The organism is Nocardia vaccinii NBRC 15922 (genome assembly GCF_001613305.1).
In the GTDB taxonomy this organism is placed as follows: Bacteria; Actinomycetota; Actinomycetes; order Mycobacteriales; family Mycobacteriaceae; genus Nocardia; species Nocardia vaccinii.
In genome coordinates, this window is sequence record NZ_BDCC01000011.1 from 67,566 (window position 1) to 89,948 (window position 22,383).

A 22,383-nucleotide genomic window follows, 5' to 3' on the forward strand; every position below is an offset into this window, starting at 1 on the left:
CGAAGGGAATTAAGTCAACTGATTGACTTAATAAATGATCTCGGCGCAGCTCAGTTCTTCGACGCGACCGGCTGTCCGGTCGAATTCTGTTCGGCGGACTTGCTCTCCTCGGGCTTCTTGCGCGGCTTGAGCACCTTGCCCGCGGTCGTGCCGCCATCGATCGGCAGCACGGTGCCGGTGACGTACAGCGACCGGTCCCCGGCCAGATACACCACCGCATCCGCGACATGTTCGGGCTCACCCTCACGTGGCAGCGGCCGATCGTTGTTCATCGACGCGCGCACCGCCTTGGCGAACCGCTCCACCTTGTCCGGCGGCATGCCGGCGGCCGAGGTGGTCAGCAGCGGGGTCGGGATATTGCCGGGCGCGAGACAGTTGACCCGAATGTCGTACTGCGCCAACTCGATCGCGGCCGATTTGGTGAAGTGGATGACCGCGGCCTTGGACGCGCGATAGGTCTGCACTCCCCCACCCGCCAGCACACCGCCGACCGAGGAGACATTGATGATCGACCCACCGCCGTGCTCGGCCATATGCCGCGCGGCGAACTTGGTGCCCGCCATGACGCCCAGCAGATTCACCCCGAGCACCCGGTGGAAGTCACCGAGGTCGTCCAGCAGCAGGCTCGGATGCATCTTTCCCGGAATGCCCGCGTTATTGCACATCACGTGCAGTCCGCCGAAGGTCGCTACCGCATGGTCGACCAGCCGTTCGACCTGTGCCGGATCGGAGACGTCGGTCTGCAGGAAGACCGCGGCGTCGCCGTGTTCGGCGATCGCCTCCGCGCCGCGCTCGGGGTCCAGGTCGCCCATGACCACCTTCGCGCCCTCGGCCACCAGTTTCGCCACCGTCGCGCGGCCGATTCCGGAGGCTCCGCCGGTGACGACGGCGACCTTTCCGGCCAGTTCGTCGATCATCCCTGTGTCCTTTCGATTCGGTTCGGCCACAGCCGAACTCGCGGTCTGCGTATCAGGCCCGTCACGGCGCGGGCCGGTCGGACTCGGTGGTCGTGCGGGACTGCTCGCCCAGGAACGTCAGCAGCAGTTCGTTGACCACCTCGGGTTGCTCGATCTGCGGGCAGTGCCCGGCCTCCGGGACGACCGCGTGACGTCCGTCCGCGAGCTGCGCGGCGATCTCGGCGGCCCAGCCGCGCGGCAGGAGCTTGTCGCAGCCGCCCTCGACCACCAGGACGGGAATCGAGATGCGCTCGTACGCACGGCGACTCGACGGCGCGGGCGGCGCGTCGGCGCCGGGACGACGAAACCGGGCCGCCGCCAACGCCTCCCACGCACCGGGTGCGACACTGGCCTCGTAGCGCCTGCGCACGTACTCCTCGTCCACGGGATACTTCTCCGAATGGAACAGCGCGGTGACGATGCGCCGCATCGCTTCCGGCGTGGCGTCGTAGTCGTAGAGCGCGCGCATATGCTCGTTGCTCTGGATCTCCCCTCCGCCGCAGATCGCGACCATACTGCGCATCGGCAGGCGCGGCGCGGCCGAGGTCGCGTCGGCGAACATGTTCACCGCGCCCATCGAATTACCAACGAAATGCGCCGATTCCACGCCCAGCAGCGCGAGAAACCGTGCGATGTGCCGGATTCGCAGACCCCGGCCGTCGGTGAAGTCGACGACCTTGGCCGACTCGCCGAACCCCAGCATGTCCGGGGCCAGCACGCGAAAACGTTGCGCGAGCGCAGCTATGGTGTGCTCCCAGCCCACCTCCGCACCCGCGCCGAATTCACCACCGTGCAGCAGCACCACCGGCTCGCCGGTTCCGGCCTCCAGATAACTGGTCACCGAACCGTCCACGACCAAGGTCCTGCGCTGGGCCTGATGCGCGACAGGGTATCGCTGATTCATCGAAGACCCCCCGCACGGATCGACCGGACAGCGGTCACACGACGTCCCGGCAGACGAACGGCGCAACCGGTGCGGCGCAGATGTTCTCGTCGCCGATCGGGTATCGCCCCGGCCCTGCGAAGTCGGATCTGCGTGCGAAGCTCTCCCATTACGAGACCCTCCCCATCGAATCGGAAATCCCGGCCGGGCCGGGCCGTGGCGGCATCGCGCCCAGAACCTCGTCCCGCGGATCGCCGGTCAGCTCGATCCGGTCGAGAATGCGGACCTGTTCGGGAATGAAGCGATCCTCGTCGGCGGCGGTGAGCAGACGGATCTCGTGCATACCGAGTTCGTCCAGAATCTCGAAGGCCGACATCAGATCGGCCGGATCCACCGAATGCCTTGCGGCGCAGGAGCGCTTGCTGGAAAGAGGTCCGGGCAGACCGCGTAATACCGCGTCGCGAGAACGTACGTAGACCAGCACACCGTGCCCCGCCCGCGCGATCACCTCCAGCGCCCGCTCGAACCTCGTCCCGCAGTCGCAGAACAGCGAGCCCAAGGTATCGCCGAACAGGCATTCCACATGCACCCGCACCAGCGGCACGCGATCGGCCCTGGGCTGGCCGTGGACGAAGGCGATATGGTCGCGGCCGAGTCCGTCGATGAATCCGACCGCGCGAAATTCTCCCACCGGCAACGGAATTCGCGCCACGCCGCGACGTTCCACCCGGCACAGCTCACGCCGCCGGTAGGCGATCAGATCCTCGATCGAGACCACCGGCAGCCCGTGGACGGCGCCGAGTTCGAGCAGTTCGGACAGCCGGGCCGCTTCCCCGTCGGCCCCGCAGACCTCACACAGCACACCCGCGGCCGACATGCCCGCCTGCTCGGCCAGATCCATCGCGGCCTCGGGCGGTACGGGTGCGTCCAGCACCCCCCGCCCGGCACAGCCGAGCGGGAACACATGTCCGAGCCGACTGAACTCACGGGCCGTACTCGACGGATCAGCAAGGGCGCGAATGGTTTTCGCCCGTTGCGAGGCATACACCCCCGCCGCGGCGGAGCCCACCGGACCGACCGGCACTCGGAACCGGTCCCGGACCCGATCGGCCGCGGAGGGATCGGCGGGCGGTATCTCCAGCCGATCCAGCTCCGCCGAACGCATGGCCACCTGGACCGGCCCGCGGCCGATGCCGGTGAGCAGATTGACCGACTGGGCCGTGGCCCGCTCGGCCGCCAGCACCAGATCGCCGCGATAGCCGCCGTCGATCTGACTGACCAGCAACACCATTCGGCCGCGGCGCAACGCGGTGATCGCCGCGCGCACCGCGGCCGGATCGGGTGTCGGGGCACTCACGCCCGCGCACCGCCCGCCGGGGCGCAGGTGAGCACCTGGGTCGCGAGCAGTTCGAGCTGCGCGGCGACGGTGTCGTCGCACAGATTCCCCTCGGCGTCCCAGATCGGGTCGGCCGAATTGATCGGCACACCCAGCGGAGTCGGCCACGCGCGCAGAGCGTGCCCGATCGCCCGCAGCTGCCCCAGCGTGCCGACCGCGGCCTGCCAGCCGTAGGCACAGGTGATGCAGCCCAACGGTTTGTTGTCCAGATAGACCGTCGGATCACCGCGCAGATCCTCGATGTAGTCCAGCGCGTTCTTCACCAGTCCGGAGATGCCGCCGTGGTAACCGGGCGAGCCGATCACCACCGCGTCCGCGCGCCGCAACGCCTCGATCAGCGCGACCGCCTGCGGCGTGCGAGCCGGATCGTGCGGGTTGTACATGGGCAGGTTGATATCCGCACCGCAGAACAACGCGGTGCGCCCGCCCTGGCGCTCGACGGCCGCGAGGCAATGCCGCAGTGCCCTCTCGGTCGACGAGCCCGCGCGCAGCGTGCCGCCGAGACCGACGACGAACCTGCGTCCGTCGTGGTCCGCGACCGCGGGGATCGCACTGGTCGTACTTGCGGTCATTTTCGAATCCTCCTGGTTTCCCTTACTTGATCGCGATGGGGTTGATCGGGGAGCCGACCGCGCCGACCACCCGCAAAGGCGGTGCGACGAGCTGGAATTCGTAGACGCCGTCGGCGGCGCAATCCGCGGCCAGGGCCGTCAGATCCCAGTACTCGCCGAGCATCAGGCCGATATCGCGCAGACACAGCATGTGCATCGGCAGGAAGGTGCCCTCGACTCCGGACACCACATCCTCGACCATCAGGTTGTCCGCGGCCACGGCCGCGACCTCACGGTCGTGCAGCCACTTGGCGCACATCCAGTCCAGGCCCGAATACGGTTCCGCGCCGTCACCGGTCTCCTGGAACCGGGACCACCAGCCGGTGCGCACGAGCACGATGTCGCCACGGCCGATCTCGACGCCCTGCGCCTTGGCCACCTCGTCCAATTCGTCCGGGGTGATGGGGTTTCCGGGCTCGAGGAAGACGTCCGCGCCGCGATGCCGGACCAGATCCAGCAGCACGCCGCGCGTGGTGATGCCCTTGCCGTCGACCTTGTCGATACCGCAGTGGAAGGCGCCGGCGCTGGTCACCGAATCGGCCGGGAAACCGTTGTACAGCTTGTCGTCGTAGTACACGTGCGACAGGGCGTCCCACTGGGTGGCCGCCTGCAACGGCATGACGATCATGTCGTCGTTGAACCGGAAGGGATTGTCCTCTCCGGCAAAGAAACCGCCGAATTCCTGGCCGAATCCGTTACGCGCCCACTGTGGTCCGTATTCGGCCATCGTGCGCGCGTCGCCGCCGTCGACGGTCATCACGTGCACCGGGTTCTGCCGGAACTTGAACGCCCCCTGCGGTCCGGACGAGTCGAAGTCGACCCCGAGCGGGAACACCCGCCCGTGCCGCACCAGCTTCGCCGCCTCGGCGATCTTGTCCGGGGTGATGAAGTTGAGCGTGCCGAGTTCGTCGGCCGCGCCCCAGCGGCCCCAGTTGCGCACTTGTTCGGCGACGCGCCGGAATTCGGTCAGGGTGGCCACTATGCCTCTCCTTTTTCGGTGCATGTTTCTGTGGTGGATGTGCCCGCTATCCGCGCGGCCACATTGCCGCCGTCCACCCACAGCACCTGGCCGTGCACATAGCTGGCGGCCTGGCTGTTGAGGAACACCAGGACGGCCGCCTGCTCGGCCGGCTCGCAGACGCGGCCGAGCGGTTTGGGGATGGTGTCGAGATACTGCGGCCCGTACGCCGAGCGCAGCTGGTCCAGGATGGGGGTCTCGGTGACCCCCGGCCCGGTGCAGTTGATCCGGATGCCCCGCGCCCCGAGGGGTACGGCGTTGCGCATCGTGTAGTAGATGATCGCTTCCTTGGACAACCGGTATCCGCCGTCGGCTATCGCGTCGGGATTGCTTGTACACCAAGCGATTCCGTCGTCGATGCCGGTGGTCGCGAGCAGTCCGTCGGACTGCTCGCGGTGGTCGAGGTACCCGGACGCGGCGAGCGAGGACACGCTCACGATCGTCGAGTCCGGGCCCATTCCCGCCGCCAGCGCCTCGGTGAAGTGACGCAGACCCAGGAAATTGATGGTGACGACCTTGATCGGATCGCCGATACCCGAGGAGACGCCGGCGACGTTGAACAGCGCGTCGACCGGACCCCCGATCGCGGCGACGGCACGGTCGATCGATCCGGCATCGGCCATGTCCACCCGGTGGAACTCGTCGAGTTCGCCGGACGGCTCGGCCAGGTCCAGGCCGATCACCGTGCCACCGAGGTCGCGGACCTGCGCGGCCACGCACGCGCCGATGCCCGAGGAACACCCGGTCACCGCGACCCGGCGGCCGTCATACCGCCACAGCTGATCTGTTCGTCCCATCTCGGATACCTCGCCTTCGCCGTGTGGCTACTGCTCGTCCTTGGCGCGCTGGGCGGCCTGCACCCGGCCCTCGTTGATCTCGGCCATCGCCTCGGGAATCTCGCTCGCGGTGAACTTGCCGCCGCGGCCGGTGGGCAGCCCGCCGAAGGAGTAGCTTTCGTCGAATGCCGGTGCGGCCAAGGGCTTGCGGCGCGACTCGACCTTCTCGATGATCGGCTCGAGCCGCTTGGCCTTGGCCGCGACCTGCTTCTCGTCGCGCTCGATGAATTCGGGCAGTACGTGCTTGCCCATCAGTTCGATGGACTCCATGGTTCCCTCGTGGCTGCGCGGGTTCAGCAGCAGGATGATCTCGTCCACCCCGCTCTCCTCGTAGCCGCGCAGGAATTCGCGCACGGTGTCCGGCGAGCCGATCGCACCGCGGCCAGGACCGTAGGCGAGGGTCTCGTCCTCCTTCACCGCGTCCAGGTAGCGGTCCCACACGCCGGTGCGGCCCGGGGTGTGCTGGCCGGTCATGTAGTAGTGCATGATGCCGAACGAGAAGAACCCGCCGCCGACGCCCAGGCGCTGCAGGGCCTGCTCGTCGGTCGGGGCGACCATCATCGACAGATCGCCGCCGATGGCCAGGATGTTCGGGTTGAGCACCGGAATGGTGGGCTCGGCCTTGTCCTCGAACTCCTGGTAGTAGCCGCGCACGCGCTCGGCCAGCGGGCCGGGGCCGGTGTACGCGAAACTCAGTGCGCCGATACCCTTCTGGGCCGCCATCTGCACCGAGGAGGGCCGGGTGCAGGCCACCCACACCGGCGGGTGCGGGCTCTGGGCCGGCTTGGGGATCACGTTGCGGGCGGGCATCTCGATGTGGTTGCCCTTGAAGCCGGTGAACGGCTCCTCGAGCATGCAGCGGATGGCGACGTCGAGCGCCTCCTCCCACTGGCCGCGCTTGTCGGCGGGATCGATGTTGAATCCGCCGAGCTCACCCACCGAGGACGATTCGCCGGTGCCGAACTCGACGCGCCCGTTGGAGATCAGGTCCAGCGTCGAGACCCGCTCGGCGACGCGCGCCGGGTGATTGATCGCCGGCGGCATGTGCATGACGCCGAAGCCGAGCCGAATGTCCTTGGTGCGCTGGCTCGCCGCCGCCAGGAACATCTCGGGCGCGGTGGAGTGGCAATACTCCTCGAGGAAGTGGTGCTCGGTCAGCCAGACGGTGGAGAAACCGGCCTTGTCGGCGGCCTCCACCTCGTCCAGCCCGTCCTGGAACATCTGCCGCTCGTCGTCGGGAACCCACGGCCGCGGCAGGGCGAATTCGTAGAACAGGGATATCTTCATTTACTTCCTCCATTGGAATCGGTGGTAGTCACCTGCGCCGAACCGTTGTCGTCGGCTCGGTCTCTCCCCGAAATGTGCTGGGCCGCTATGTATCCGAAGGTCATCGCGGGACCGATGGTGGCCCCGGCTCCGGCATAGCTGCGGCCCATCACCGCCGCGGTCGTGTTCCCGGTCGCGTACAGACCGGTCACGACCGTCCCGTCCGCCCGCAGCACCCGAGCGAACTCGTCGGTGCGCAGACCGCCGGAGGTGCCCAGATCGCCCGGGACCATCCGGAACGCGTAGTACGGCGGCTTGCCCAGCGGGTAGAGGTTGGGGTTGGGCAGCGTGGGGTCGCCGTAGTAGTTGTCGTAGACGCTGTCCCCGCGCTGGAAGTCGTCGTCGTGGCCCTTGCGCGCGAGTTCGTTGAAACGCTCGGCGGTAGCGGCCAATTGGTCCGCGGGCACGTCGATCTTCGCGGCGAGCTCGGCCCACGAGTTCGCTTGTTTCACCACGCCGGAGTCCAGCCACGCCTGCGGGATCTTCCAGCCGGTCGGCACCGGCGCGAACGGGACCTTCGGAATGGGCAGATGTCCGGCGACAACGTACCGGCGCCACGAGCGCGCGTCGGTGATCAGCCAGCTCGGGATGTGCGTGACGCCGGATCGCTGGCCCTCGATCATCGCGTGGCCGAAGTCCATATAGGGCGCGGCCTCGTTGATGTACCGCTTCCCCGCGCCGTTCACGATGAACTGCGCGGGCATCATCCGCTCGTTCAGCATGAATTGCATACGGCCGTCGGGCCATTGGATGGACGGGAACCACCACGCCTCGTCCAGCAGATCGGTATCCGCGCCGACCTGCTGGCCCGCGCGAATCCCGTCGCCCATCGAGGCCGGATTGCCGAAACTCCAGTCCTGGTCGACTTCCGGGCACAATTCCTTGCGCCACACCATGTCGTGTTCGAAGCCGCCGGTGGCCAGGACCACCCCGCCCTCGGCTCGGACGCGCAGTTGGCGCCCGTCCTTCTCGATGACCGCGCCGAGCACCTCACCGTCCGGGCCGGTGATCAGCGAGGTCATCGGGGAGTCGAGCCACAGCGGCACTTCGTGTTCGCGCAGAGCCAGGCGCATCCGGGCGATCAGCGACTGGCCGATGGCGGCGATGCGGTCGCCGAACACCCGCGCGCGGAACATCCGCCACACCAGCTTGACCAGCACGGCCTTGCCCCGCCAGTTCTGCCGGACCTGATAGAACAGCCGAAGATCCTTGGGCCCCAGCCAGATTCCCTTCGGCGCCAGGGCCAGCGGGTGCAGTAGCTGTTCCTCGTCGGGGCCGAGCTCGCGCAGATCTATCGGCGGGACGTTGATGGTGCTGCCCTCACCCGACCCGCCGGGAAGTTCCGGGTAGTAGTCGGCATAGCCGGGCTTCCAGACGAATTCGAGCCAATCGCTGCTGCGCTCGAGGAAGGCCATCATCTCCGGCGCCCGCTGCACGTACGCCCGCAACCGTTCCTCGGTGACCAGGCCCTGGGTGATGGTGCGCAGATAGTCGACCACGCCCTCGGGGTCGGGACTGTAACCGTCCCGGACCTGCGCGGGGGCGTTCGGCACCCAGATGCCGCCGCCGGACAGTGCGGTGGATCCGCCGTAGTGCGCGGACTTCTCCACGATCAAGGTGCGCAGTCCCGCGTCCTGTGCGGCCAGGCCCGCGGTCATACCGCCGCCGCCGGAGCCCACCACCAGCACGTCGACGGTGTGGTCGAAGGCCTCATCCTGTTGTGCGGCACTGGTTTCCGGCTCACCGGCCGGGGTCGTCTCTGCTGTCACGGATGCCTCCTGCTGGTCGAATCGAGATCGCGCTGCGGCAGCGCGGTGCGCACGGCGAATCCGGCGATGAGCGCGGGGGCGGGCCGGTAGTAGCGCTCGATGGTCCGGTAGCGGCCCGCGCTCGCCAGCGCGCCGAAGGCGGCGACCCAGGTGCGCACCTCGTGCGCGGAATTGCCCGCCGCCTCGGTGATCCACGGATTGGACCAGTCGTCGAACTCGTCCAGTCGTCCGTCGTCGAGCGCGGCCAGCACCCGGCGGTCCCAGTCCGGGTTGAGTGCGCGCAACTGCCCGCTCCCGGAGGCGAATTCGCGCGCCACCGCGATCACCTGCTCCTGCCGCGCCGCGCGCTGCTGCCCGGACATGGTGCCGCCGTGCAGGATTCGGTCGCGCGCAGGACCGGTCGCGGTCGCCAGTGCGGGCATCGGCGGATCGTGGGACAACCCGCCCGAGCCCACCACGAGCACCCGTTTGCCGAGGCCTGCAAGATAATCGCCGACCGCCGCCCCCAGCGCGACGGCCCGGCGCAGCGGTCCGAGCGGTACCGCGACCGAATTGACGAAGATCGGGATCACCGGACGCGCGGTGGCCGAACCCAGCAACCGCTGCAACGGCTGCACGGTGCCGTGGTCGACCTCCATCGTCATCGACATCGCGACGTCCACACCCGCGTCCAGCACCGATTCGGCCAGCTCGCGGGCCAGATCCGCGGGCACGTCCAGCGGTCCGGAGTGGGTGCCGTAATCGCCGACGCCCGAGGCCGCCGCGCCGATGCAGAACGGGGGCATGAGTTTGTAGAAGAACCCGTTGTAGTGATCCGGCGAGAACGCCACGACCAGTTCGGGATCGAATTCGCGGACGAACTCCGCGGCCCGGTCCAGGGCGGCGCCGATATCGTCGAGCAGTTCCCGGTCGGGTCCGGGCAGATCAAGTAGAGGGCTGTGCGAGACGCAGCACAGGGCCAGCGGCATCGTGTCCTCCTCCCGGAGCGACGGTGAGGGTGCGCAGTAGATCCGCGCTGAGTTCCGGCGCGAGCTGGGCGATGGTCGCTCCGGCGACGCAGCGATCCGGGCGCAGGAACAACACCGAATCCTGTTGTCCGTCGAACCATTTCTTCAGCGCGCCGCCGCGATCGGCCAGCACCGTGACGTCCGGGTCGTCGTGCCCGCCCCAGTGCAGCTGGTTCACCGGCAGTATCTCGAAGAACCTGGCGCCCAATGCTTTCCACTGCTCGAATGCCGCGTCACCGAGGACGCGGCGCGGCGCGTTGTTCCAGCACAACACCGCGAACCAGGGGCCGAGTACGTCGTCCAGCAGCGCGTTCGACTGCTCGCGGGTGTCCACCCGGGGCTGGATGAACAACGTGCCGACCGCGGATTTCGGTGTGCGCGACCAGGTGTGCACCACCGCGCCGCGTTCGTACTTCGGCATCGGCTTGAACCGCATGCCCAGCACGTAGCGCTTCACGGGCGGAACGGCGGCCGCCGCGCGCACCAGCACATCCCGCACCGCGGCGACCTTCCGGTCGGTCGGCGAGATGACCTTGCCGACCATCGTGGACAGATCGATCATCGCTCGCGCGTGTTTGCGGCGCTCGAGGTCGTAACTGTCCAGCAGGCCGTCGCCGGCCTTGCCGGTCACGACCGCGGCGAGTTTCCAGCCGAGATTGGCCGCATCGCGGATACCGCTGTTGTAGCCCTGCCCCTGCCATACCGGCATCAGGTGCGCGGCGTCACCGGCCAGGAACATGCGGCCTTTGCGGAACGAACCCGCGATCCGGGAGTGATGCGTGTAGACCCGCCGCCGGATGACCTCGAGCCGATCGGGGTGCGGGACGAACGGCGCGATCAGGCGCTGCGCGAAGGCGGGATCCTCGGCCAGCTCGTCGGGTTCGTCGTCGTGGATCATGAATTCGAAGCGCCGGATGCCGTGCGCGATCGATACCGACACATTCGGCCGGGCCGGATCGGCGGCCACCTCGAGATTGGGATGGCCCAGCGGATCGGTCGCCAGATCGACCACCAGCCAGCGGGTCGAGGAGGTGGTGCCCTCGAACGAGACGCCCATCTGCCGGCGCGTCGCGCTGCGCCCGCCGTCACAACCGACCAGATAGCGAGCGGTGACAGTGGAAGCGCCTGTGGCCGTGGCGAGTTCGACGCTGACCCGGTCACCCGAATCGGTCGCCGAACTCATCCCCGCACCCCAGAGCACCTCGACGTGCGGATACCGGGACAACCCGGCCAGCAGTTCGGCATCCACCAGCGGCTGCACGAAGCCGTTGCGCTTGGGCCAGCCGAATTGGGCGTCGGTGGGGGCGATCTCGGCGAGCAACCGGCGCCGGCCGTCGACGAATCGCATGAACTGATTCGGCGTGGTGTGCGGCAGGATCTGCTCGGTCAGGCCGATGGACTGGAAGGTGCGCAGCGATTCGTCGTCCAGGCCGACGCCGCGCGGATAATCGATCAGCGTGGGACGCTCCTCGACCACGCGGGTGCGCACCCCGTACATACCGAGGATGTTCGCCAGCGTCAGCCCGACCGGGCCCGCGCCCACCAGCAGCACGTCCACGTCGGTCGATGACCCGGAATCGGATTCACCCGGGCCGAACCCGGCGTTCGCGGAATCGCCCGGGTCAGAACTACTCTGCGCCATGAGCTACCCGCCCAGCAGGAAATCGAGGTGCAGCGCGTTGAAACTCTTCGGATCCTCGTACTGCGGCCAGTGCCCGCAGTCGGGCAGCACCTCGAAGCGCGCACCCGGGATCATCGACGCGATGCGGCGTCCCTCGGTGACGTCGGCGGTGGGGTCGTCACTGGTCCACAGCACCAGCGTCGGTGCGGTGATCCGGCCGTAGTCCGCGGGGGACACCAGATTTCGCTGCCGGATCTCCGGATCCTGCAGCGCCATGATGTCTTTCATGGCCGCGACGAATCCGGGCTGGCGGTAGATGCGCTGACGGCTCGCGACGACGTCGTCGTAATCCTTGGTCTTGTCGGCCATCAGCCAGCGGATCCGGGCCTGCACGGTCTCCCAGGTCGGATCGGAGACCGCGGCCATGGACAGGGTGATGATGCGTTTCATCACCTCGGGATCGGCCTGCGATCCCCCGGCGGTGTTGAGCACCAACCGCTCGACCCGATCCGGATGATCGATCGCGGTGCGCGTGGCTACCCAGCCGCCGAGCGATTCACCGCTGATGCTCGCCCGCTCGACGCCGACCGCGTCCAGGAACGCGATCAGGTGTGCCACATAGTGTTTCACCTCGAGCGGGTGGCCGGGCCGGGCGGTGTAGCCGTGCCCGAGCATATCGATCACCCAGGTGGAGAAGTGCTCGGCATGCGCCTCGATGTTCCGGGAGTATGCCTCGACGTGTCCGCCGGACCCGTGCAACAGCACCAGCGCCGGCTTGTCGCGGTCGCCCGCGTGCAGGTAGCGGGTGCGCACACCGCCGACGTCCAGATATCCCTGGGTGAACGCGACGCCCTGGAGATCGCTCCAGATGCTCTCGTACTCCGACAACTCGTAACCTCCGTGTTCCGGCCTGCCCGTCCCGGCGACTCGATCGGGGCGCGATAGATGTGTTCGCTGTTCAGACGTCCGCCGACGTCCCGGTCGCGGCGGTGTGACCGGCCCGGAAGCCCCACACCATGCCGGGGCCGATGGTTCCGCCCGCACCGCCGTAGGCCCGGCCGGTGACGCCTGCCATCGCATTGCCGACCGCGAACAGGCCCGGAATGACCCGGCCGTCCACGTGCAGCACCCGCCCGTCGCGATCGGTGCGCGGCCCGCCCTTGGTGCCCATCGCGCCGACCGTGATCGGCACCGCGTAGTAGGGCGCGCTATCGATCGGGCCGAGGGTGCGGCCCGCGGCGGTGGTCGCGTTCTCATCGCCCCACCAGCCGTCGTACGCGCTCGAGCCGCGGCCGAAATCGGGATCGGCGCCGGCGGCGACGTTGCGGTTCCAGGCCTCGACCGTCGAGGCCAGGCGCTGCGGATCGATGCCGGTCTTCGCGCCCAGTTCGTCGAAATCCTTCGACTCGCAGAACCATTCGGGCACCGCCTCGCCCGGGGCGACGCCCAGGAAGCCGTACCTGCGCAGGTGTTCGGCGTCGAACACGATCCAGCCCGGATCGTTGACGTACCCGCCCTTGGGATCGAGGTAGTGGAACGCACCGGCCATCGAGTTGTACTCCGACGCCTCGTTCACGAACCGCCGTCCGGAGCGGTTGACCATGATGCTGCGCGGGCGGGTGCGCTCGAGACGCACACTGCGGCTGCGCGGTTTGCCCTCGATCGTGTCGCCGGGGATCTGCACCACCGGCACCCACCACGCCTCACTCATCGTGCCCAGATCCGCGCCGTGCGCCATCGCCATGCGCAGGCCGTCGCCGGTGTTGTTGGGCGGGGAGACGGGGCCGGACATCGGGCCGCGCAGATAGGCGCGGACCAGTCCGGGGTCCCATTCGAAACCACCGGTCGCGAGCACCACGCCCTTGCGGGCCCGCAGGACCGACTCGCCCTCGGGTGTTTCGAACCGCACGCCGGTGATCGTCCGCCCTTCCGAAAGCAGTTCCACCGCACGGGCTTTCGTGCGCGGCACGATTCCGGCCTCGAGCACGCCGAAAAGCAGTCCGGCGACCAGCGCGGCCCCGGCGACGACCAGATCCGTGGACTCGGTATCGATTCCGGCGTGCAGCCGCGCCCGGGTCTCCGCGTCGAAGCCGACGTTGCTCCAATCCTCCGGGAAGGCGGTGATCCGATCGCGCCACTCCCCCAGCCGGGACCGGTCGAAGGCGACCGGACTCAGCGAACGCCCGCCGCCGGGCCGCCCGCCGGGCAGTTCGGGCTTGTAATCCGGGAAGCCGTCGGCGATCTCGAAACGCAGACCGCTGTGCTTCTCGACGAATTCGACCATCCGCGCGCCGGTGCGCACGAAGGTCTCCACCAACTCGTCGTCCATCGAATTCAGCGACTGGGCGTGCAGATAGCGCAGTGCGTCCTCGACGCTCAACGGCCCGTCCGGAGATCGGTCGTGTGCCGGAATCCACGCGATGCCGCCGGACACCGCACTGGTTCCCCCGACGGTCGCGGCCTTCTCCACGATCGCCACCGAGGCGCCGCGGGCCGCGGCGGTCAGCGCCGCGGTCAGGCCGGACGCACCACTGCCCAGTACGACGACGTCGACCTCGGATTCGGATGTGTCGGCGTCGATTGCACGGCTAGCCATGAGACCTCCATTTGCGAATGTGAAGAATCATATTCTCGTCAGTTGGATGTGGCAATCTGCTGCCGGATCAGCTGTTTGCGCACCTTGCCGCTCGGGGTCCGGGGATAGTCCGCGACCTCGAACAACCGCTCGGGCCACTTCTGTCGCGCGATGCCGGCGGCCTGGAAATGCCTGCGTACGGTCTCCACCGAGGGCAGGACGTGTCCGGGCCGGATCCGCAGCACCGCGCCGACGGTCTCGCCGAGGCGCCGATCCGGGACGGCCACCACGACCGCCTCGGCCACCGCGGGCATCGCGGCCAGCACCTCCTCCACCTCCACCGCGCTGACGTTCTCGCCGCCGCGGATGATGACGTCGGATTTGCGATCGGTGATCGTCAGATGACCGTCCGGGTGCAGGACGCCGATATCGCCGGTGTGGTACCAGCCGTCGGCGTCGAACACCTGCCCGGTCAGCTCCCGATCGGTGTAGCCCAGGCACAGATCCGGTCCGCGACTGAGGATTTCGCCGTCGTCGGCCAGGCGGATCTCCACCCCCGGCAGCGGCCGCCCGTCGGTGCACAGCCGCTCGAATTCGGGTGCGGTGTAACGGGATGCGGTGATCGAGGGATGTTCGGTGCTGCCGTAGGCGCGGAAGGCGATCAGCCCGAGATCGGCGATCCGGCGCGTGACCGCCGCCGGGACCGCCGAACCACCCAGGCCGACGTACCGGACGTGCTCGAGATGGGCGGGCGTGAAGTCCGGATGATCGAGCAGACTGGTCACGAAATAGGGCGGGCCGCCGCCGACCGACAGGCCGTATTCACTCATCAACGCCAGCGCGTTACCCGGTTCCCACACATCCAGTAGATGAATCGCCTTGCCGCTCAACACCGGCAGCAGGAATGCGCCGAGCATGCCGATGAAATGGCCCACCGGCGTCGCGGTGAGCTGATCCCCCTCGTCGAGGGCGTTCTGCTCGGCCAATTGTCTTGCCTCACAACCCAATGTCTGATGGCTGTGCAGCACACCCTTGGGCGCGCTGGTGGTTCCGGAGGTGAAGGCGATCAGCGCCGGGCCCGCGGGATCCACGGCGATCGTGCCGCTCATCGGCTCGTCGGCCAGCAGCGCGTCGAAATCCCGTCCGACCACGCCCACCACCGGAACCTCGGCGGCCGAACCGCGATCGAAAACGCGCGCGCCGAATCGCTCCGCGGTGAGGTATGCCGCCGGACGAACCGTGGTCAGGATGTGCGCGACCTCGCGATCGCCGTAGAAGTGCACGATCGGCACCACCACCGCGCCGAGAAAGGATGCGGCCCAGAAGGTCGCGGCGGCCTCCATCCAGTTGGGCAACTGGAATGCGACCGCATCGCCGGGTCCGACGCCACGGGCGCGCAGTCCGGCCGCGAGCCGCCGCGCGGTGTGCTCGACCTCGGCCAGCGTGCCCGACCACGGCCTGGCCTGGGAATGCACCCGGAATTCGGCCTCGGGCGCGGCGGCCAGGCCGCGGCTCAACAAATCGCCGAGCGTCTCGGGCCGCCACCACCCCGCGTGCTCGTAGCGGCGTCTCAGTTCCTCGGGGATGGTTCGCATTCAGCTCTCTCTCGATCGGCCGTCGGAGGCCTGCGCTTCGATGTAGACGAGAATAACGTTCTCGTCAGATGCAAAGGTCACTTTCGCATAAAATGCCCGGAAATCCCACGAAACAGCGGCGCTTCGCCCTGAAAATCTCCCCCGGATCACGTCGCCGACCGCCAACCTCGGGACCTTGCGGCAACTTCGGCGCGAGAGTAGTGTTCTCTTTCACCGCAAGGAAAATTCTTCTATGGCGAGATCATGAAGCGGGCCGATGTCGCGTGCATCGGCCGCTGCGGCAACCAGCGGGGACGGGTGATCCGTCGCGGCGGCAGCGCCACCCGGGGAAAGAGATTGGAAGTCAGCTGTGGGACGTGTTGAAGGCAAGGTCGCGTTCATCACCGGTGCCGCGCGCGGGCAGGGCCGCAGTCACGCGGTCCGCCTCGCCGAAGAAGGCGCCGACATCATCGCGGTGGATCTGTGCGAGGACATCTCGACCATCGGCTACCCGCTGGCGCGGCCCGAAGACCTCGAGCAGACCGCCAAACTGGTCGCCGCGACCGGTCGCCGGGTGGTGACCGCCAAGGCGGACGTGCGCAGCGCGGAACAGCTGCAGACCGCGCTCGAGACCGGCATCGCCGAACTGGGACGGCTGGATATCGTCGTCGCCCAGGCCGGTGTGGCCGGTATGAAGGGCCAGCCGGCCATGCAGGCGTGGACCGATGTGATCAATACGAATCTGATCGGCACCATCAACGCCATCCAGGTTTCGCTTCCGCACCTGAGTGAGGGCGCCTCGATCATCGCGACGGGCTCCACCGCCGCGCTCATGGACATCTCCAAAGTCGATCAGCCGGGCAAGGACCCCGGCGGCTCGGCCTACGTGCACTCCAAGCGGGCACTGACCGCCTACGTCTACGAGATCGCGCGCCAGCTCGCCGAACGCGGAATCCGCGCCAACGTCGTGCATCCCACCAACTGCAATACGCCGATGCTGCAGAGCGAACCGATGTATCGCTCGTTCCGCCCGGACCTCGAACATCCGACCCGCGCGGACGCGGAGCCGGTGTTCGGCGTGCAGCAGTCCATGCGCATTCCGTACGTCGAGCCCGAGGACATCAGTAACGCGGTGCTCTACCTGGCTTCGGACGAGGCCCGGTACGTCACCGGTACGCAGATGCGTGTCGATGGCGGCGGCTATCTGAAGTTGTACGACTACCACATGTGATCGCCCCGGACCGCGCCCTCGCGGACACCGCACCCGCGGTGTCCGCGAGGGCGCACCGAATCCGTGAGCAGCGGAGGAAGAACAACGTGAGCATCGAAGACACCACCGCCGACCAGGACCGCAAGAAGAACCGGTACAGCTTCGACCGGCACACTCCCGAATACCGGCACCGGTTCGAGGAGATCACGCAGGAGATGCAGGCCAAGTGCCCGGTCGCCTGGAGCGACACACACGGCGGGCACTGGGTGGCCGCGGACAGCACGTCGGTCTTCGAGCTGGCCCGCTGCCCGCACGTGTCCAACGACCACGACCTCCGCGGCGAACGCAAAGGCTATAAAGGCATTTCGATCCCCACCGCGCAGCGCGCCCAGGCCGTGCGCGGCGGCATGTTGGAGATGGACGATCCCGAGCACCGCCTGTACCGGCAGGTACTCAACCCGTATCTGTCCCCCGCCGCGGTCAAGCGCTGGGATCCGGTCATCGACGAGATCGTGCGCGCGAGCCTGGACGAGAAGATCGAATCCGGCCGCATCGATTTCGTGGACGATCTGGCCAATATCGTGCCGGCCGTGCTGACTCTGGCCATGCTCGGCATCCCGTTGCGACGCTGGTCGCTCTACAGCGAGCCGGTACACGCCGCGGTATACACCCCGGAGAGCTCCCCGGACGCCGCCCGCGTCGCCGAGATGCACCGCGCGATGGGTCTGGACCTGCTGAACAATCTGGTCGAGATCAAGGAGACGCCGCGACCGGGCCTGGTCGACGGCCTGATCAAACTCCGCATCGACGGCGAACCCGCGCCGGACCTCGAGATCCTGGGCATGCTGGGGCTGCTCATCGGCGGCGGTTTCGACACCACCACCGCGCTGACCGCGCACTCGCTGGAATGGCTGTCCGAACATCCGGATCAGCGCGAGCTGCTCAGCAAGGAGCGCGAGCACCTGCTCGATTCGGCCACCGAGGAATTCCTGCGCTACTTCACCCCCGCGCCCGGTGACGGCCGCACGATCTCCGATGACGTCACCATCGCGGACACCCGGTTCGCGGAGGGTGATCGGCTGTGGCTGTCCTGGGCGATGGCCAACCGCGATCCGCAGGTCTTCCCGGACCCCAACGATGTGATCCTGGACCGAAGGGGTAACCGCCACTTCAGTTTCGGGCTCGGCATCCACCGGTGCATCGGCTCGAACGTCGCGCGCGCGGTGTTCAAGAAGATGCTCACCGCGGTGCTGGACAGGATGCCGGATTACCGATGCGACCCCGAGGGCACCGTGCACTACGAGACCATCGGCGTCATCCAGGGAATGCGGCATCTCCCGGCCACCTTCACGCCCGGCAAGCGCCAGGGCGCGGGACTCGAGGAGACCCTGGAGAAGCTCCAGAAGATCTGCGACACACAGGAACTCGCCGCACCGGTGACGGAGCGGCCCGATATCGCGCGCATCGACTGACGCGGAAGCGCACCCGAAAGAGAGCGGATGAGCAGATTACTAGCCGACGGGACCCGTATCCCCGTCATCGATGCCAGCGTGCACATCTTCTTCGGATCGAATCGCGATATGCGCGGATTCCTGCGCGAGCCGTTCGCCAGCCGGGGCATCCCCGATGTGGAGATGGACTGGTACGGCGCACCGGGCGGCGAGTACGCCCCGGGCACCCGCGGGCCGGACAAGCAGTATCCGGGCTCGGATCCCGAGCTGGTCGGCGAGGCGCTGTTCGGCGGGCGCGGGGTGGATGTTGCCGTACTGCATCCGATGACCCGCGGCATCCTGCCGGACCGGTATCTGACCACGGCCGTGCTCGCCGCGCACAACGAGATGATGGTCTCACGCTGGCTGGAATCCAATCCGTACGCCGACCGGTTCCGCGGCACGATCCGGGTGAATCCGGAGGACATCACCGGTGCGCTGCGCGAAATCGACAGGTGGGCAAGCCATCCCGGCATCGTGCAGGTCGGCGTTCCGCTGCAGTCCCGCGAACTGTACGGCAAGCCGCAGTTCTGGCCGCTGTGGGAGGCCGCCGCGCACGCGGGCCTGCCCGTCGCGGTGCACAGCGAGACCGGGGAGAGCATCGCGTTCCCGCCGACCCCGTCCGGGCACACCCGCACCTATGAGCAGTACCTCGGATTCACCTCGCTGAACTACATCTATCACCTGATGAACATGATCGCCGAGGGCGTCTTCGAGCGGATCCCGGAGCTGAAGTTCGTCTGGGCCGACGGCGCGGCGGATATGCTCACGCCGTTCACCTGGCGGATGGACACCTTCGGCCGGCCGCATCTCGAGCAGACCCCGTGGGCGCCGCGCATGCCCAGCGACTATCTGCCCGAACACGTGTACTTCGTGCACAACAGTCTCGACGGTCCGGGCGAGGTCGACTTCGCCGCCGAATGGCTCGACTTCACCGGCAAACAGGACATGGTGATGTTCGGCTCCAGCTATCCGCACTGGCACTGCGGCGACATCGACGAGCTGCCCTCCGCGCTCACCACCGAACAACGCGAGAAGGTGTGCTGGCGCAACGCGTCTCGCGTCTACGGCATCGACGTCCCGGCCGCATCGGCCACCGTCTGAAGGGAGAGGACCATGACCCTGGCTCATCAGCAGCATCGGGCACCGGCCGCGGAGCAGACCGCGGTCCGGGTGGTCGATTCGGACGTGCATCCGGTACCACGCCGCGGGGAGCTGGTGGAATACCTTCCCGAGCCGTACCGCAGCTCGTACTTCCTCAGCCACCGCGTCGGCGACACCATCATCTACGACGCCCCGGACTACGCGCACACCTACGCGATGCGCGCGGACACCTTCCCCGAGGGCGGCGAATTCCCGGGCAGCGACCCGGAATTGGCGTTCCGGCAGCTGATCGTCGACGCCGGTTCCGATATCGCCATCCTGGAGCCGACGGTGAAGGCCACCCGCCTGCCCGAGGCGACCTCGGCGATGGCGACCGGCATCAACCACTGGCTGGCCAACCACTGGCTGGACCCGAAGAACAACTGGCATCAGCGGTGGCGCGGCTCGATCTGCGCGGCCATCGACGATACGGCCCAGGCGGTGCGCGAGATCGAACAGTGGGCCGGGCATCCGTTCATGTCGCAGATCCTGATCAAGGCCGAACCGCGGCCGTCCTGGGGCGATCCGAAATACGACCCGATCTGGGCCACGGCCACCAAGCACGATCTGGTGGTCAGCTGTCATCTGGGCCGCGGCGCGTACGAGACCATGCCCATGCCGCCGGTCGGATTCCCCAGCTACAACCACGATTTCATGGTCACCTACTCGCTGCTGGCGGCGAATCAGATCATGAGCCTGATCTTCGACGGCGTCTTCGACCGGCATCCCAAGCTGCGCATCGTGTTCGTGGAACACGCGTTCACCTGGATCCTGCCGCTGATGTGGCGGATGGACGCGATCTACGCCGCGCGCAAGTCCTTCACCGGAATTCGGCGCAAGCCCTCGGAATACGTCAAGGAGCACATCCGGTTCACCACTCAGCCGCTGGACTATCCCGAGGACAAGACCGAACTCACCCGGGCGTTCGAGTGGATGGAGGCGGACAAGATCCTGCTCTACTCCTCGGACTATCCGCACTGGACGTTCGACGACCCGCGCTGGCTGGTGAAACATCTGCCGGTGCACGCGCGCGACAAGGTCATGTACCGCAACGGCATCGAGACCTACCACCTGCCCGAGACGGTGCCCGCCATCGACGGCCGCAGGCCGGTGTTCTGATGGCGGCCGAACACGAAGCAGCGGACCACGACCCACCCAGGCTCGCCCAGGGCCGCGAACACGTCGTCGCGACGGTCGAGGAGATTCCGCCCGGATCGTCCAAGGTGGTGCCGATCGGGCGGCACGGCGTCGGGGTCTACAACGTCAACGGCACGTTCTACGCGATCGCGAACTATTGTCCGCACGAGGGCGGTCCGCTGTGCTCGGGCCGCGCGCGCGGCCGCACGGTCGTCGACGACTCGGTGCCCGGCGACCAGGTCATGGTGCGCGATCAGGAGTACATCTACTGCCCGTGGCACCAGTGGGGTTTCGAGCTGGCGACCGGGACCACGGTGGTCAAACCCGAATGGAGTATCCGCACCTATCCGGTGCGGATCGTCGGCGATTCCGTCGTCGTGCTGGCGTGAGAGAGGATGTCCCATGCCATCGGTGACGGTGAACGGCGGCGAGGTCGTCTACGAAATCCTCGGTGACACAGGCGATCTGGTCGTCCTGACACCGGGCGGCCGATTCGGCAAGGATGTTCCCGGTCTGCGCCCGCTGGCCGAGGCGATCGTCGCCGGCGGCTATTCGGTACTGCTGTGGGATCGGCCCAACTGCGGCGCGTCGGACGTGCAGTTCTACGGCCGGTCCGAATCGCATATGCGCGCCGAGACGCTGAACGGCCTACTGGGTGCGCTGGATGTCGGGCCGTGCGTCCTCGCGGGCGGCTCGGGCGGCGCACGCGATTCGATGCTCACCGCGATGCTGTATCCGGAGCGGGTGACCACGCTCGTGCTCTGGAATATCGTCGGCGGCGTCTACGGACTGTTCAATCTGGGCGCGTTCTATGTGCTGCCCAGCCTGCAGACCGTGCGCGGCGGCGGGACCGCGGCCCTGCTGAAGATGCGGGAGTGGCGTGAGCGGGTGGCGGCCAATCCTCGCAACGAGCAGCGCCTGCGGGACCTGGACCGGGACGAATTCATCAAACTGTCGCTGCGCTGGCTCAATGCGTACGTGCCCAAACCCGGGCAGACCATCGCCGGCGTGGACGACGAGATGTTCGATCGAATCACCGTGCCCACCTTGATCATTCGCGGCGGCGTCGGCGACCTGGATCATCCGAAGCGGACCTCGCTCGAGGTGAGCTGCCTGATCGAGGGCTCGACGGTGATCGAACCGCCGTGGCCCGAGGACGCCTGGGAGCGCGCGGTCGAGGACCGGGGCAGCGGGCGGGTCGATCACTTCAACCTGTTCGACACCTGGGTGCGGGCGGCCCCGCCGATCCTGGAATTCCTGGACAATCGATGACGCGGGCCCTCGCACCGGTCGCCCGCCGATCACCGGGTACCGATGCGGACCTCGCAGTTCAGCGCCGCCTCCAGCGCGGTGTGGATGCGGCTCTCCGGCACACGTTCGAGATCGGCCGCGGGCAGCGTGACGTGCACGATGTCGAAGCCGTCGGTCCCCGCCTCCCGGACCACCTCGGCGGTCAGGCCGAAGCCGGCCAGCACGCCGTGCGCGTCGTCGTCGGTGCCGCGGCTGACGTAGGTCACCGCCGCGGCCACCGGTTCGGTGCCGAACGCCGCGGCGCACATCCGTACCGCCTCCCCCACGCCGGCCTCGGCGTCCTCGGTGTCGACCAGCATCTGCACCTCCCGCCGCGGCGGGATATCCGAACTGTCGCCGAGGATCTCGACCCGGAGTGTGGCGGCGTATTCGCGCAGGGCGCTCATCCCTTCCGCCCACCGAGCCGCGGTGAGCTCCCGGGCCGGGTCGACATCAATTCGCAGCACCGCGGTTCTCATGTCGGCCAGCGTAACCGCAACCAGCGGCCCCCTTCTGTCCACCGGCCTGTTTCCAGCCGAAA

Annotated in this window: 20 protein-coding genes; 6 read left to right on the forward strand and 14 right to left on the reverse strand. The window is 67.9% G+C overall.

Annotation, left to right across the window (positions count from 1 at the left end):
• Window positions 1-50 precede the first annotated feature (50 nt).
• From NV1_RS08295 to NV1_RS08355, 13 genes are all read right to left on the reverse strand, one after another.
• Entirely contained in the window at window positions 51-917 is an 867-nt protein-coding gene (locus NV1_RS08295; RefSeq protein WP_067887436.1) for an SDR family NAD(P)-dependent oxidoreductase, read from the reverse strand.
• A gap of 61 nt (window positions 918-978) precedes the next feature.
• Window positions 979-1,860 carry an alpha/beta fold hydrolase gene (locus NV1_RS08300; RefSeq protein WP_067887439.1) on the reverse strand — a complete coding sequence of 294 codons (882 nt, stop codon included), beginning with the start codon at window positions 1,858-1,860 and terminating at the stop codon, window positions 979-981.
• A gap of 148 nt (window positions 1,861-2,008) precedes the next feature.
• Window positions 2,009-3,196 carry a 3,4-dihydroxy-2-butanone-4-phosphate synthase gene (locus tag NV1_RS08305; protein WP_067887441.1) on the reverse strand — a complete coding sequence of 396 codons (1,188 nt, stop codon included), beginning with the start codon at window positions 3,194-3,196 and terminating at the stop codon, window positions 2,009-2,011.
• On the reverse strand, window positions 3,193-3,807 hold the full coding sequence (locus NV1_RS08310; RefSeq protein WP_067887445.1) for an NADPH-dependent FMN reductase: 615 nt from the start codon (window positions 3,805-3,807) through the stop codon (window positions 3,193-3,195). Before NV1_RS08310 ends, NV1_RS08305 begins: the two co-directional genes overlap by 4 nt.
• Window positions 3,808-3,829: 22 nt before the next feature.
• Window positions 3,830-4,825 carry a cyclase family protein gene (locus NV1_RS08315; RefSeq protein ID WP_067887448.1) on the reverse strand — a complete coding sequence of 332 codons (996 nt, stop codon included), beginning with the start codon at window positions 4,823-4,825 and terminating at the stop codon, window positions 3,830-3,832.
• A complete protein-coding gene (locus NV1_RS08320) occupies window positions 4,825-5,661 on the reverse strand; it encodes a coniferyl-alcohol dehydrogenase (protein WP_067887451.1) in 837 nt (278 codons plus the stop codon). Before NV1_RS08320 ends, NV1_RS08315 begins: the two co-directional genes overlap by 1 nt.
• Window positions 5,662-5,688: 27 nt before the next feature.
• Window positions 5,689-6,987, reverse strand: coding sequence for an LLM class flavin-dependent oxidoreductase (locus tag NV1_RS08325; protein WP_067887454.1), 1,299 nt, complete (start codon window positions 6,985-6,987; stop codon window positions 5,689-5,691).
• Window positions 6,984-8,684, reverse strand: a complete 1,701-nt coding sequence (locus tag NV1_RS08330) for an FAD-binding protein (RefSeq protein ID WP_067887593.1) — start codon at window positions 8,682-8,684, stop codon at window positions 6,984-6,986. The genes NV1_RS08325 and NV1_RS08330 overlap by 4 nt, the downstream gene beginning before the upstream one ends.
• Before the next feature lie 107 nt (window positions 8,685-8,791).
• Window positions 8,792-9,763 (reverse strand): 3-carboxyethylcatechol 2,3-dioxygenase, encoded by a 972-nt coding sequence (locus NV1_RS08335; RefSeq protein ID WP_067887457.1) that lies wholly within the window; start codon window positions 9,761-9,763, stop codon window positions 8,792-8,794.
• Window positions 9,720-11,444: a bifunctional 3-(3-hydroxy-phenyl)propionate/3-hydroxycinnamic acid hydroxylase gene (locus tag NV1_RS08340; RefSeq protein WP_084525194.1), complete on the reverse strand. Its 1,725-nt coding sequence runs from the start codon at window positions 11,442-11,444 to the stop codon at window positions 9,720-9,722. The genes NV1_RS08335 and NV1_RS08340 overlap by 44 nt, the downstream gene beginning before the upstream one ends.
• Window positions 11,445-11,447: 3 nt before the next feature.
• Window positions 11,448-12,311 (reverse strand): alpha/beta fold hydrolase, encoded by an 864-nt coding sequence (locus NV1_RS08345; protein ID WP_067887460.1) that lies wholly within the window; start codon window positions 12,309-12,311, stop codon window positions 11,448-11,450.
• A gap of 70 nt (window positions 12,312-12,381) precedes the next feature.
• Window positions 12,382-14,019: an FAD-dependent oxidoreductase gene (locus NV1_RS08350; protein WP_067887463.1), complete on the reverse strand. Its 1,638-nt coding sequence runs from the start codon at window positions 14,017-14,019 to the stop codon at window positions 12,382-12,384.
• A gap of 38 nt (window positions 14,020-14,057) precedes the next feature.
• The gene (locus tag NV1_RS08355) at window positions 14,058-15,593 is read right to left on the reverse strand and encodes an AMP-binding protein (RefSeq protein WP_067887466.1); all 1,536 of its coding nucleotides are present in this window, start codon (window positions 15,591-15,593) and stop codon (window positions 14,058-14,060) included.
• 349 nt (window positions 15,594-15,942) lie between these two features.
• Here NV1_RS08355 and NV1_RS08360 point away from each other — a divergent pair, with 349 nt between their 5' ends.
• The 6 genes from NV1_RS08360 to NV1_RS08385 all read left to right on the forward strand — a co-directional run bounded on the left by NV1_RS08360 (window position 15,943) and on the right by NV1_RS08385 (window position 21,824).
• Window positions 15,943-16,803 (forward strand): mycofactocin-coupled SDR family oxidoreductase, encoded by an 861-nt coding sequence (locus tag NV1_RS08360; RefSeq protein WP_067887469.1) that lies wholly within the window; start codon window positions 15,943-15,945, stop codon window positions 16,801-16,803.
• A gap of 86 nt (window positions 16,804-16,889) precedes the next feature.
• The gene (locus NV1_RS08365; RefSeq protein ID WP_067887600.1) at window positions 16,890-18,254 is read left to right on the forward strand and encodes a cytochrome P450; all 1,365 of its coding nucleotides are present in this window, start codon (window positions 16,890-16,892) and stop codon (window positions 18,252-18,254) included.
• 27 nt (window positions 18,255-18,281) lie between these two features.
• Entirely contained in the window at window positions 18,282-19,376 is a 1,095-nt protein-coding gene (locus NV1_RS08370; RefSeq protein WP_067887471.1) for an amidohydrolase family protein, read from the forward strand.
• Window positions 19,377-19,388: 12 nt separating this feature from the next.
• Complete coding sequence (locus NV1_RS08375; RefSeq protein ID WP_067887474.1) at window positions 19,389-20,534, forward strand: amidohydrolase family protein; 1,146 nt, start codon at window positions 19,389-19,391, stop codon at window positions 20,532-20,534.
• The gene (locus NV1_RS08380) at window positions 20,534-20,941 is read left to right on the forward strand and encodes a Rieske (2Fe-2S) protein (RefSeq protein ID WP_067887477.1); all 408 of its coding nucleotides are present in this window, start codon (window positions 20,534-20,536) and stop codon (window positions 20,939-20,941) included. Before NV1_RS08375 ends, NV1_RS08380 begins: the two co-directional genes overlap by 1 nt.
• A 13-nt stretch (window positions 20,942-20,954) precedes the next feature.
• Window positions 20,955-21,824: an alpha/beta fold hydrolase gene (locus tag NV1_RS08385; RefSeq protein WP_067887480.1), complete on the forward strand. Its 870-nt coding sequence runs from the start codon at window positions 20,955-20,957 to the stop codon at window positions 21,822-21,824.
• Between the two features lie 29 nt (window positions 21,825-21,853).
• Here the strand turns inward: NV1_RS08385 and NV1_RS08390 are convergent, their stop codons facing one another.
• A complete protein-coding gene (locus tag NV1_RS08390) occupies window positions 21,854-22,321 on the reverse strand; it encodes a hypothetical protein (protein WP_067887483.1) in 468 nt (155 codons plus the stop codon).
• Window positions 22,322-22,383 lie beyond the last annotated feature (62 nt).